The organism is Paenibacillus sp. FSL R5-0701 (genome assembly GCF_037973995.1).
In the GTDB taxonomy this organism is placed as follows: Bacteria; Bacillota; Bacilli; order Paenibacillales; family Paenibacillaceae; genus Paenibacillus.
Genome location: NZ_CP150230.1, coordinates 1003826 through 1016319, shown reverse-complemented (window position 1 = coordinate 1016319; position 12494 = coordinate 1003826). Strand labels below are relative to the sequence as shown.

The following is a 12494-nucleotide window of genomic DNA, read 5'->3' as shown; positions in this document are numbered from 1 at the left end:
CATTGATCAAAAAAAAGAAGAGTGAATAATCACTCTACTTTCTGAAAACCATTTTAACAAACAACTTTTTATGAAGCCCTGTAGCTAATAGATCGCTATCGGTCCATACGGACCATCGATAATTTCAATTTTCGTTTCAAAAATATCTGTTAAAATTTCGGGGTCCATCACTTCTTCTACGGTTCCAAAAGCGGCGATTTGACCATCTTTCATGGCACATATTCGATCCGAATATTTGGCGGCAAAATTGATATCATGCATAACCGTCAGAATGGTTCTCCCGAATTCATTAGCGGCATATCTCAAATGCTCCATCATCCGAACAGAACGAGCAACATCTAGATTGTTCAGAGGCTCGTCCAAAAGTACATATTCCGTCTCCTGACACAAAACCATTGCGACATAAGCTCTTTGCCTTTGACCACCAGAAAGTTCATCTAGATATCTATTTTCCAGAGCAGTTAGGTCTAGAAAATCAATATATTTAGATATAATAGCTTCATCCTCATCCGTTAATCTTCCCTTAGAATAAGGAAACCGTCCAAACCCAGCAAGTTGTCTAACGGTAAGCCTTGTGACAAAATGATTTTCTTGTCGTAAAACCGTTATAATTTTGGCCAGATCCCTTGATTTGGATGTGGAAACATCCATATTGGCAACCTTGATCTGACCTTCGTCCAAATCCAAAAGTCTTCCGATCATGAGAAGTGTCGTCGACTTCCCCGCACCGTTGGGTCCAATTAAAGAAGTAAGACCGGCTTTGGGTATATGAATATTCAAAGGGCCAATCTCTACCTCGGCTGCATAGGTTTTTTTGACATTATTGATCTGTATCATAAAGAACCCTTCCTTAAAATCACAATTAAAAATGTTAGTCCGCCAACCAATTCTATAATGATGGAAACAACACCTTGGGCATTGAAAACATGATTCATAATAAAGTATGCACCGGTTAAGATCACAAACCCTATCGCAAGAGCCATTGGGAAAACATATCTGTGATCATAGGTTTGAGCGGCCTGATAACTCAAAATCGCAACTAAAAATCCATAGAATGTAAGTGGTCCAACCAAAGCCGTCGAAATGGCCATCAATATGGAAACCAGAACCAGCGTATAAATCACACTACTTTGATGTTTAGTTCCCAAGGAAGTAGAGACATCCTTACCCAGCGACAGTACATTTAACCTCTTGGCATTAGCAAGCAGCAAAATCGCTGCAATGATGACGATAGGAATCGCAATCGGGAAATAGGCAGAATCCGCATTATTCACGGAAGCAAACATTCTTGCCTGCAAAATATCAAATTCGGACGGTGCAAGAAGTCTTCTCATAAAAGAGGATACAGACCTCAGACCGGTCCCGATAATAATACCGACTAAAAGTAGAAGTTGTAAATTGCCGTATTTTCCGGAAAGCAACCATCCATAGAGGATTAAACACATGATGACCATTGCAGCAACTTGATATAAAAAGGAATCAACACCGCTAAAATTCACAAATACCGTAGCACCAAGGAAAAATATAGTACTCGTATGAATGGTTGAATAAATAGCATCAAAACCTAAAAGGGACGGAGTTATAATTCTGTTATTCGTAATCGATTGAAAAGCAACCGTGGATAAACTTTGGCAAATTGCAGCGATCAGCATTGAAACCAGAGCAACTACTCTTCTTGTAACAACAGGTATGAAAGAAGGCGAAGACACAGGAACCGGATTGTTATAAACCAGTAGTCCAACCGATGCAAAAACGCCCAGAACAATTAATGTTATCAGCAAAATCCAATAGCGCTTTTCTTCTTTTTTGGTACGGAAGGCTTTAGCTGATCTTTTTTTAGGACGACGGCTAGAATCGATTTCGATACTCAGTGGATTTCTACTTGCTAAGTTGCTCATCTTACCCTCCTTGTTGACCGCCTTTGTCTTAACAAAATGACAATGAATACGACGGCTCCCACTGTTCCAAGGATCATCGAGACAGGTATTTCAAAAGGCATAATAATGACACGAGACAGGATATCACACACAATGATGCTGCCCATCCCTAATAAGCACACCCATGGCAAATTGCTCCTGAGATCGTCCCCCCTAAACATGGAAACAATATTGGGGACTATTAACCCTAGAAAAGGCAAGTTCCCAATGACCGCTGCAACGATTCCAACGGCTAGTGAAATAAGCGCAGTACCCAAAAGAATGATCCTGTCATAATTTACGCCAAGACTGGTAGCGACGTCTTCCCCTAGTCCGGCTAATGTCAGCCGATCAGCAAAAACAAATATAAGAATAGTCACCAATACGATGAGCCATAAATATTCATACCTGCCAATTTGCACAGATGAAAAGGAGCCTGCAAACCAGCTTTCGATATTTTGAGTCATTTGGAACACAAGCCCGACGAAAGTTGAAAATGCAGAAATGACAGCTCCAAGCATCATCCCAATAATCGGGACAACTAAAGACGAACGGAGTTTAACTTTCTTTAGAAACATAAAAAAAATCATCGTCCCTATAAAAGAAAAAATGATTGCACCAGTCATTCTTAGCGTTAAGCTCGGGGCAGGAAAGACCAGATAAATAAACATGATCCCCAGTCCTGACCATTCCATTGTTCCGGTTGTGGTAGGTTCCACCAAGCGATTCTGTGTAATAAGCTGCATGACCAGTCCTGCCATTGCCATGGCGGCACCGGTAAGCATTAATGCAACAGTTCTTGGGACACGAGTAATGAAGAACATCTCCATTCCATCCGCTTGTCCTCGTATGTCATAGACTCCAATAAGCAGTGATGTAATGCCTAAAATAATAGTGGCTATAATCGCAATGATAAAAGGTATGGTCCATAGCTTTTTGGGATTATAACGCTGGGGTTGAGAATTCTCAACCCCAGCTAATTTTGGTATTAAATTTTTCTGCACTGCAGCATACTCCTTTTTACTGTTTAGCTAAAGCTTTCGTAAGGTTGTTAATCAACTCCAAGAAAGTTTCGATGGATTCATTGGTGTACGTGTCGTTTGGAGCATAAACGATTTGTTTTTGAGTAATAGCAGTGGTGTTTTGCAGAGCAGGTGAATTATCAATAACGTCCTGAGCCGGAACGGCACCTTCTTCAGCAGATACAGCTGCATCACGATCCAGTACGAAAATCCAATCCGGATTGCTTTGTGCGATCGCTTCAACAGAAATATCATCACCTTGATGATCAGAAGAAGATTTGTCCACTTCTAGTGCCGGAACCCAGCCGAAAATGTCATACAATGGTCCCCACACGCGTCCAGTAAGAGGAGCCGAGAAACCAATGTTTCCACCAGATACGACAACACTCATAATTTTATCTTCACCGTTATAAGCGGCCTTAGCTTCTTCAATAGCTTTATCAAAATCAGCAATCAATTGAGTAGCTTCTTCTTGCTTTTCAAAAATTTTACCTAGATTGGTTGTTGCATCTTTAAGACCATTAACAAAGTTTTCTCCAGGTGCTGCTGTTTCTTCAAGCTCAATATTAAGGTCAATGACTGCTGCATTAGGCACTAATTTTTTGATGTCTTCATAAAAGCCAGCAAATCTTTGACCAACAATGACAAGGTCAGGCTGTATAGATGCCAATAATTCAAGATTTGGTTCACGATGATTTCCAATATTTTGTACCGATTCATCCGCCACATATGGTGAATCTGCTGGCATTACATCCTTCGGCGCTGCTGCTAATTTGACGCCCCAAGTGGACAGAGTCTCAAATGTTCTGTTATCCAGAGCTACGACCTTCGTTGGATTTACAGGCACAGTTACCGTTCCATGAGCATCCGTAATTTCAACTGTTGTGGCTGTAGCTGTAGTAGCAGCATCGGAAGTTGCAGCCTCTGTATTCGCAGTATCCGTCGTAGCAGGTTCATTACTTGAACAAGCTGCCAACACCAAAGTTAAAGCTGCAACCATGATAAACATTAATTTTGAAGAAATAGACTTTCTCATTTAATTTATATCCCCCTAAATTTAGAAAATTTGGATTCCCACGCAGCGTAGTGTGTTGGATAAACTCAGTATCATACCTCCTCCGACGTAAATTTAGAGAATAAACTTAACCCCTTTTCACTGTAGTGCTGAGTAACAAACAACAAATGATAGTGATTATCAATATCAATAGGTTATATTATAACAAGTTAGAAGGCATTTTCAACAACCTAATTGTTTTAATTCATGGCGAAATTATGAACCATATTCCATTGTAGGTATTTATATGCATAAAAATCGACATTTCAATACAAAAAAAGAAGCATCACTGTGTGATACTTCTTTTGCGGTAAGAACTCTTTATACATTTATATTTCTCATCGAAATGATCTAATTTTTCACTAACATTCTTATTTCATCGACTCAGATAATTCTGTGAAAATAACACCCAGCGCATACGCGCCAGCATCCGGGTAACCCAGACTACGATCGCCGACGGCACCTGCACGTCCCATACGTGCCACGATGTCTTCCGTTTTCTTCGCACCTTCAACGGCTGCTGCTGCACCTTTGGCAAATGCTGTTTTGAAGTCATCTCCAGACTCCGCACTTTGTGTCCAGGAATCGGCACATGGAACGAGTGCATCAATCAAGGTTTTGTCGCCAACAACGGCACCACGTCCGAAGGAACGCTCCCCAGTAGACTGAATCCCTTGCACGGCTGCATGAATCATCTCAGCAAATTCAGCAACGTTTAATTGCTGTTTATCCCCTGCTGCTTTGCCAGCCGCACGGAATGCCGAACCCCAGATTGGGCCGGATGCGCCGCCACAATATTCCATGATGACCAAGGAACATGCATCCAGGAATGATCCGATGTCTTTTTTATCTTCGTTAATAATGTGATTCCATTCGCGTTTCAACTGGCGGAAGCCTTTTGCCACACTCATACCGAAATCGCCATCACCGGCATGGGAATCCAGTTCACAGAACGGTACCTCGTTCTTGATGATGATTTCACCCATTTTATCGATCAGATAGACGATGTTGTCCAGTGAAAATTGATTGCCTTGGATGACAGCAGCTGATGCATCCGTCTCCACTTCGTAAGATACAGGAGCGTCTTCACCAACAACAGCTTCCAGCGCTTCGGAATACGCCACTTGTGCTGCTGGAGGACCGGATACTTTAAATGCAGGTGTATCACTTTCCTTGAACAACAGAGTTTTCAACTCATCATCCAGTTTCAGGATCGTAACCGACGCACCCGCCATATCGATGCTTGTCATGTAGTTGCCTACAAACGTTGTAGCGACCTTTAGACCTGCATGTCCTGCAAGTTCACGCTGCACGGAATTGTTGAGCAGATACAGTTCTTGCAGTGGCGTTGCACCAAAACCATTCACCAGCACGGCAATCTCAGCGGAAGCATCCTTATCCAGCTTCATGTCTGCGAGCAATGCTTCGACCATACGTCCTGCCAATTCATCAGCCGATACAATTTTCTCCCGGCGAATCCCTGGCTCACCATGAATCCCTACGCCGAATTCCATCTCATCTTCAGCAATTTCGAATGTAGGCGTGCCTTTGGCGGGCACCGTACAGGATGTGAATCCAAAACCAATACTGCGCACGTTCTGAGCTGCTTTCTCAGCAACGGATTTCACATCAGCCAGACTGCGGCCTTCTTCGGCTGCTGCTCCGGCGATCTTGTGAACCAGTACAGTTCCGGCAACGCCGCGACGTCCAACGGTATACAAGCTGTCTTGTACAGCGATGTCATCCTCAACACGTACATACTGTACGTCGATGCCATCTTCTTCAGCCAGATGTGCTGCATTCTTGAAATTCATCATGTCGCCGCTGTAGTTCTTGATGATCAAGAGTGTACCCTTGTTGCTGGCTGTTGCCTTGATCGCTTGATACACCTGGATTTGGGAAGGAGATGCGAATACATCTCCACACACCGCTGCATCCAGCATGCCTTTACCCACATAACCAGCGTGAGCCGGTTCATGTCCACTGCCGCCGCCACTGATCAGGCTGACTTTATCGGCCTGAATCTCTCTGCGTTTGATGACCTTATATTTTTTCAGAAATTCAAGCTCCGGGTGTGCAAGCGCAATCCCGTTGCACATTTCCATAACAACATGTTCGGCCTGGTTAATAATTTTCTTCATTATTTTACCTCCCGGCGAGCTGCTTTGTACTCACGGCCCATGCGGTCAGCCGCTGCAATGGCAGCAGCCACTTCAGGAACGGTGATCGGGAATGGCATCGCGTGAATGGATTCTTCCGGAATACAAGCGATCTCTGCCACTTTCAACAACTCTTCCTGACTAATCGTATCTACACCGATGTCCGCCAAGCTGATTGGCAGTCCCACTTCGAGACAGAAGTCCATGACTTCATGCAGCTCTTCGGTTGGTGCATTTTCGAGGACGAGTTGTGCAATTGTACCGAAGGATACTTTTTCACCGTGGAAGAAATGATGTGTGCCTTCCAGAACAGTCAAACCGTTGTGAATCGCATGTGCTGCGGCCAGACCGCCACTTTCGAATCCAAGACCTGACAACAAAATGTTGGTCTCCACGATGTTTTCCAGCGCTTGTGTCACGACGTTACTGTCACTTGCTACTTTTGCTTTTGCACCGTCAGTCAGCAGCATTTCATAACACAATTTTGCCAGTGCAAGCGCCGCATTGGTACCTACTGCAGATGGTGTGTATCCTTCGCGGGAACCCATTGGCAGACTTGCGTTTACACGGGAATAGGATTTCGCTGTTGCTCTTGCTTCGAAGTATGTAGAGAGCGCATCTCCCATACCGGATACGAGGAAACGGGTTGGTGCATTGGCAATTACGGTTGTATCAACGAGAACCACACTTGGGCTTTGTTTGAAGTAAGCATAGTCATCAAAAGAACCATCCGGTGTGTACAATACAGCGGAGTGACTTGTCGGTGCGTCTGTTGCCGCAATCGTTGGGCAGATGATCAGTGCTTCGCCTTCTGCTACACATTTGGCCGCATCAATGGCTTTACCGCCACCAAGACCGATGGTAGAGTCACATCCTTTTTCCTTTGCGATCGCTTGCAGACGCGCAACTTCTTCACGGGAACATTCCCCTTTAAAACCGCTTTCAACAAACGTAATGTTAAATTTCTCAGCTGTTGCATCCAGCTTTGCTTTGACACGCTGTACATCATCCGGATGTGCAATCAGCAAGGCTGATTCTCCGAAGGATTTAACAAAGTACCCCAGGTTCAACAATTCATCTTCGCCTTGTACATATTTGGTTGGACTGATAAATGCTTTTCTCATAATAATATATGCCTCCTAATGATATGAATTGGTGTGGTTATTACATCAAATTTTAATTTCTTACAATTGACCTTAATATAACGCATGAGCAGCTGGTTTACAGTGGACTTTGATAACAAATTATTATAATTTACAATCGTAATTTTTTGCTTTTTGGCACAATCATGGTATGTTATTGTCATGAGATGGTTCAATTTTGACCTCCCATAATACATTACCCGTCATCATTACATCTTAATATGTACAACTTGCTAACTTTTAACGGCCTAAATTATGAATCAGGTTAGCCTATGGAGGTTGCACCAATGATTAAAGAATATCTGCATATCAACAAAATTCTCGACCTTAATAAATGGAAGCGCCTACAAGATTCTCTCGCAACAGTCACCAAACTGGCGATCCTCACCGTTGATTATAAAGGCATTCCCATAACCAGCCACAGCAGCTGTCAGGCTTTCTGCCAGAATGTGCGTAAAGACCCCGAGCTTCTACCCTACTGTCAAAAATGTGATTCACGTGGCGGTCTGGAAGCCGTTCGGTTGAATGAGCCCTATGTATATCTATGCCATTTCAATATTATTGATATCGCGATTCCGATTACGATTGATGGCAAATATATTGGCGCTGTCATGGCAGGACAAGTGAAACTTGCCGATCCGGAAAAGGGTAGTGACTTGGAGCAAATTGTCACGTCCAAAAACGTACCCATGCATGCAGCCAAGCTGGAGGAATTAAAGGATGATTACGCCCAGCTGCCCGTGATGACCTATGAAGAGATCGTGAAAATCTCCAACATGTTATCCCTGCTCTGCAACTACATTGTGGAAGAAGCACTCAACAAAAATCTGTTAGTTGAAATGTTCGAGAAAGCCTCAGGTAATCAGGAGACTCTAAACCTCTCCACCATTCTGCCGGGTTACTCCATTCGTAATATCGAGTCGATCAAAAAAGAGATGACCAATGCGATAGCGGATGCCTATCTCAAAAATAGCCCAAGTGACACGAAAAGCTCCAGTCCGGTCCTTCAGCCTGCTTTTGAATACATTCATAGTCACAAAAGCGAACAAGTTTCACTCAAACAAATGGCTGATCTATGCCACCTGAGTCCGAGTTATTTCAGCAGACTGTTTGCCAAGGAAACGGGTGAGAACTTCACAACCTACCTGGCAAAACTCAAGATAAAGTGGGCCAAGCAATTGCTGGAGGTCACCGACATGCCTGTCTCACAGATCAGTGATGAGCTGGGATTTAATGAATCGGGATATTTTATCAAAATATTCAAAAAGTTCGAGGAAATTACGCCTGCTCTCTATCGCAAATACATCCAAGAGAAAATGTAGATTCACTGATACTTTTTTCGTATCAAAGATGAGGTTAAAAGATATTTCACCTATTAATCTGCCATTGTTACAATGGAGTCCAGATGACTTAGGGAGGCGACATGAATGGAATATCGCAAATTAGGAAACAGTGGATTAACCGTCAGTGAGATTTCACTCGGCAACTGGATTACACATGGAGCGCAAGTCGAGGATGGAATAGCAGAAGCTTGTGTGCGAACTGCATTGGATGCAGGTATTACCACATTTGATACCGCAGACGTGTACTCCAATACCAAGGCTGAAGCCGTACTGGGACAGGCTCTTAAGGATATACGTAGAGAAAGTATTGAAGTATGCACCAAAGTCTGTCACCCAACCGGCACAGGTCATAATGACCGAGGACTTTCACGTAAACACATCATGGAAGCCTGCAATGGTTCATTACAACGTTTACAGACGGATTATATTGATGTCTATTACGCTCACCGTTATGATTACAACACTCCGCTGGAAGAGACGTTTCTGGCATTCTCCGATCTGGTGCGCCAGGGCAAAGTTCATTACATTGGCGTAAGTGAATGGAACGCGGATCAGATTGCACGAGGAACCGCTTTGGCGAGGGAACTTCATGTACCCTTTATTGCAAGTCAGCCCCAGTATTCAATGTTATGGCGTGTGATTGAGCAAGAAGTCGTGCCTGCAAGCGACCAAGCAGGACTTGGACAGATTACATGGTCTCCTCTGGCTCAGGGTATACTATCAGGCAAATATGCGCCTAACGAAGCATTGCCCACCGGATCACGTGCAGCTGCTGAGGCAGGAGCACCCTTTTTCAATAAACTGGCTGGTCAGTGGTTACGTGAAGATGTTCTTACCGCTGTGCAAGAGCTTGTCCCAGTGGCCAAAGAGGTCGGTCTAACGCTCCCCCAACTCGCCGTTGCATGGGTTCTTCAGCACACGTATGTCAGTTCCGTTATTATAGGTGCATCCCGGCCGGAGCAGGTATTGGAAAATGTAAAAGCTTCTGGTGTGAAACTGGACCCTGCTATCATGACTCGTATTGATGAAATATTGAATCCATGGATTGAGCGTGATCCAACCAAGACGGGATAGTTTCTTTTTTTACTACTCACAACATACTAAGTTGTACTAATCATTTACACGATAACGGAGAGGATAGAAAAAACCTGAAAAAGCGGAGCTAAAAGCTTTCTGCAAGAAAGCTACTTCGGAAGCATACACTTCGCCTTTATCACCAGATTTCCCCTTGAGAAAAGGGATCGAAAAAAATCTGGGGATAACAGCGATTGGAAGGTTGTTCTGTCATCGCAGTGTAAGTGTAAATAACCTTTAGCGCAACTCATATTCCCCATCAACAAAGTTCATAAAACGTGATACCACTTCCTGATTCATATCCGTCCGCCATGCCGTGTACAAAGGTACGGAGGGCGGATTTTCTTGTAATGGAAGAAAGACCACACCCTTTCGCTGGAACACATCCACCGATGACGGAACAATAGAAACGCCCATGCCCGCCGCAACGAGATTCACAATCGTATACATTTGGATCGCTTCCTGCGTAATTCGAGGATCTACGCCATGCTCCCTGCAATAATCCAGAACGAGACGATGGAACGGAGAACCCAGATGCCGTGGGAATAAAATAAAATCTTCATCCGCCAGTTCTCGAATTGAAACTTGAGTCTGGGAAGCCAACGGGTGATGATCTGGCAATACGGCAATCAACGTTTCCATCTGACAGGGGCGGAACGAGACATGACGAGTGTCTTCCTGATATCGCAAAAATCCAATATGGATCTGTCCGTCTTCCAGTGCCTGCAATTGTTGGGATGAGGTCATCTCACGCAGCGTCAATTCAATCTGAGGATACGCAGCGCGAAATTTCCTTAGGACATCCACCATAATGCTCCCCGAAGCCGAATCCACAAAGGCTATGGTGATATGCCCGATGATGCCCTGATCTGCCTTTTGTGTAAGCTGAATGGATCGTTCGAGCTGGGCCATGATCAGTCTGGCCTGTTCCAGAAATACGGCACCTGCCGGGGTGAGACGAACCATTTTTCTCGTGCGCTCCAACAGCTTCACGCCAAGCTCATCCTCTAAATTCTGAATCTGCTGGCTCAGCGGTGGTTGCGTCATGTTTAATTTTTCCGCTGCACGGTGGAAATGAAGTTCTTCTGCCACGGTGATAAAGTATCTTAACTTCCGAATATCCATAAGTCTGTTGCGCTTCCTTCCGTCTACCCTGTTAATTCATCTGTTCCTGAACCCAGATTGCGGACTCAGCCAGCATCGTCATCAATTCATTAAAATCCACAGCAATCTCCTTCAGAGGAGTTTCCCCTGCATCGTGGATCAACATCAGCACCTTGCCTGAATTTCGATCCAGTATAGCCGTACTTCCTTCACCAAATCCACCAATCGGGAAAGGCTGGAGGTCAGCTGGCAGCTCGTATTCTTTCTCATATTCACGGTATACTTCCAAAAAATCCGGATAAGCCCAGCTCAGTTCTTTCACCGAATACAAGGCAGGGTCGCCGAAATTACATGCACCGAATTCAAGCAAAAGTGCGCGATACGCTGCGGGCAGTTTTACATTATGCTTTTGCTCAAAATCCTCAATGCTCTGTTGTTTCTCAGGAGTACATCCATCTCCCATTGTTGTATCGTAGGCCTTCACCAAAAGATCACGAATCGGTTCCAATTCTATTGACGTCACTTGAACTCCCCCTTTACACTAGAATCCGCTTGTTATCTCACCTGTTTATGCAACTCTTGATCCAGCCATTCCAGTGCTGCACGCAGCTTGTCCTGAGGAACTTTCTCATAACGATCACCCATAGACAATTCAAAGGCACAGCTGTTCCCACTTGTTTTGTTCAGATATGAAGTCAATCCTACGCCATACTGCTGAGCCATTTGCACAAGAATTGGTTCAACTTCGGCCGCAGCGAGCGCAAAGTGCACATGGAACATATTGGATACCGGCACCTCGGGTAAGGTTTGTATTCCGTGACACGCATTCAGTAAGAAGGCGAGTTCTTGAGCCTGCTCGTAATACAGCTCCATTTTGCCAATCCGTTCATTGTAATAATACTGAGAACTCAGAATGTACGGATACAGGCCGATCAGATCACCGCCGTGCCGACGTTTCCATACTTTCGATTCCTGCATCACATCGGGATCTCCCGCCAATATAGCCCCCGCAATACCTCCAATGCCTTTGTAAAAGGAAACATACACCGTATCAAACAAACTGCAAATCTCCGCAGGCGTTTTCTCATAATAAGGAGTGATCTCAAACAGGCGTGCCCCGTCCAAATGCAGCTTAATCCCGCGTTCACGGCAATAGGCCGAGATCGCTTCTAGTTCTTCATACGCCGGTAATTGCCCACCAATCTCACGTTGTGGCAGTTCCAACAGCAGACAGGCAATGTCCTGATCAAGCGCTTGTACATCTTCCAAACGAATCAAACGATCCTTGTCCGCAAGTAAAATTGATTCAATCTGATGCAACTCTTTCAGTCCGTCTTCCTCATGGATTTCCAGATGACACAGAGGGTGATAAGCTACTCGTTTTACACCTTTGCGGTCACACCAGATTCGTAATGCTATCTGCTGCGCCATCGTTCCACTTGGAAAAAATACCGCCGATTCCTTGCCAAGAACGTCAGCCATCTGTTGCTGAAATTCTTCAATGAGTGGGCCGTTCCCGTAGTGGTCACTGAACAACTCCCCATCGATCTGGTCCAGTACGTGCTGAAGTACCTTCACTTGGCGACTGCCATGACCACCTACAATAAAGTCTGCCTGATTAAATGCATCAGCCAACGTTAACACAGTTTCTTTCAAGATCACTCACTCCTTTATAGTGCA

At 44.4% G+C, this 12494-nt stretch carries 11 protein-coding genes; 2 read left to right on the top strand and 9 right to left on the bottom strand.

Going from position 1 to position 12494, the window contains the following annotated elements:
- Window positions 1-84: 84 nt before the first annotated feature.
- The 6 genes from MKZ13_RS04615 to MKZ13_RS04590 all read right to left on the bottom strand — a co-directional run bounded on the left by MKZ13_RS04615 (window position 85) and on the right by MKZ13_RS04590 (window position 7275).
- Complete coding sequence (locus MKZ13_RS04615) at window positions 85-837, bottom strand: ATP-binding cassette domain-containing protein (RefSeq protein WP_339182181.1); 753 nt, start codon at window positions 835-837, stop codon at window positions 85-87.
- Window positions 834-1898: an iron chelate uptake ABC transporter family permease subunit gene (locus MKZ13_RS04610; protein ID WP_339182178.1), complete on the bottom strand. Its 1065-nt coding sequence runs from the start codon at window positions 1896-1898 to the stop codon at window positions 834-836. Before MKZ13_RS04610 ends, MKZ13_RS04615 begins: the two co-directional genes overlap by 4 nt.
- A complete protein-coding gene (locus MKZ13_RS04605; protein WP_339182175.1) occupies window positions 1895-2920 on the bottom strand; it encodes an iron chelate uptake ABC transporter family permease subunit in 1026 nt (341 codons plus the stop codon). The genes MKZ13_RS04610 and MKZ13_RS04605 overlap by 4 nt, the downstream gene beginning before the upstream one ends.
- 16 nt (window positions 2921-2936) lie before the next feature.
- Window positions 2937-3974, bottom strand: a complete 1038-nt coding sequence (locus MKZ13_RS04600) for a siderophore ABC transporter substrate-binding protein (protein ID WP_339182172.1) — start codon at window positions 3972-3974, stop codon at window positions 2937-2939.
- Between the two features lie 389 nt (window positions 3975-4363).
- Window positions 4364-6133 carry a dihydroxyacetone kinase subunit DhaK gene (gene dhaK, locus MKZ13_RS04595; RefSeq protein WP_339182170.1) on the bottom strand — a complete coding sequence of 590 codons (1770 nt, stop codon included), beginning with the start codon at window positions 6131-6133 and terminating at the stop codon, window positions 4364-4366.
- Window positions 6133-7275 (bottom strand): glycerol dehydrogenase, encoded by a 1143-nt coding sequence (locus tag MKZ13_RS04590; protein WP_017690500.1) that lies wholly within the window; start codon window positions 7273-7275, stop codon window positions 6133-6135. Before MKZ13_RS04590 ends, dhaK begins: the two co-directional genes overlap by 1 nt.
- A gap of 305 nt (window positions 7276-7580) precedes the next feature.
- Between MKZ13_RS04590 and MKZ13_RS04585 the strand changes: the two genes are divergently transcribed.
- Both MKZ13_RS04585 and MKZ13_RS04580 read left to right on the top strand, forming a co-directional pair.
- Window positions 7581-8615, top strand: coding sequence for a PocR ligand-binding domain-containing protein (locus MKZ13_RS04585; RefSeq protein ID WP_221818836.1), 1035 nt, complete (start codon window positions 7581-7583; stop codon window positions 8613-8615).
- Window positions 8616-8720: 105 nt separating this feature from the next.
- Window positions 8721-9710, top strand: coding sequence for an aldo/keto reductase family protein (locus MKZ13_RS04580; protein ID WP_339182165.1), 990 nt, complete (start codon window positions 8721-8723; stop codon window positions 9708-9710).
- Window positions 9711-9947: 237 nt separating this feature from the next.
- On the opposite strand, the gene MKZ13_RS04575 is transcribed toward MKZ13_RS04580, so the two are convergent.
- From MKZ13_RS04575 to MKZ13_RS04565, 3 genes are read right to left on the bottom strand one after another with little or no spacing between them, the layout of a single operon-like run.
- The gene (locus tag MKZ13_RS04575) at window positions 9948-10835 is read right to left on the bottom strand and encodes a LysR family transcriptional regulator (protein WP_339182162.1); all 888 of its coding nucleotides are present in this window, start codon (window positions 10833-10835) and stop codon (window positions 9948-9950) included.
- A gap of 31 nt (window positions 10836-10866) precedes the next feature.
- A complete protein-coding gene (locus MKZ13_RS04570; RefSeq protein ID WP_339182159.1) occupies window positions 10867-11337 on the bottom strand; it encodes an SMI1/KNR4 family protein in 471 nt (156 codons plus the stop codon).
- Between the two features lie 32 nt (window positions 11338-11369).
- On the bottom strand, window positions 11370-12470 hold the full coding sequence (locus tag MKZ13_RS04565) for a beta-eliminating lyase-related protein (protein ID WP_339182156.1): 1101 nt from the start codon (window positions 12468-12470) through the stop codon (window positions 11370-11372).
- Window positions 12471-12494: the final 24 nt, after the last annotated feature.

Coding starts and splice junctions, on each gene's coding strand:
- MKZ13_RS04600 (WP_339182172.1), bottom strand. CDS start 3,974: ATGAGAAAGTCTATTTCTTCAAAATTAATGTTTATCATGGTTGCAGCT.
- MKZ13_RS04580 (WP_339182165.1), top strand. CDS start 8,721: ATGGAATATCGCAAATTAGGAAACAGTGGATTAACCGTCAGTGAGATT.
- MKZ13_RS04615 (WP_339182181.1), bottom strand. CDS start 837: ATGATACAGATCAATAATGTCAAAAAAACCTATGCAGCCGAGGTAGAG.
- MKZ13_RS04590 (WP_017690500.1), bottom strand. CDS start 7,275: ATGAGAAAAGCATTTATCAGTCCAACCAAATATGTACAAGGCGAAGAT.
- MKZ13_RS04585 (WP_221818836.1), top strand. CDS start 7,581: ATGATTAAAGAATATCTGCATATCAACAAAATTCTCGACCTTAATAAA.
- MKZ13_RS04610 (WP_339182178.1), bottom strand. CDS start 1,898: ATGAGCAACTTAGCAAGTAGAAATCCACTGAGTATCGAAATCGATTCT.
- dhaK (WP_339182170.1), bottom strand. CDS start 6,133: ATGAAGAAAATTATTAACCAGGCCGAACATGTTGTTATGGAAATGTGC.
- MKZ13_RS04575 (WP_339182162.1), bottom strand. CDS start 10,835: ATGGATATTCGGAAGTTAAGATACTTTATCACCGTGGCAGAAGAACTT.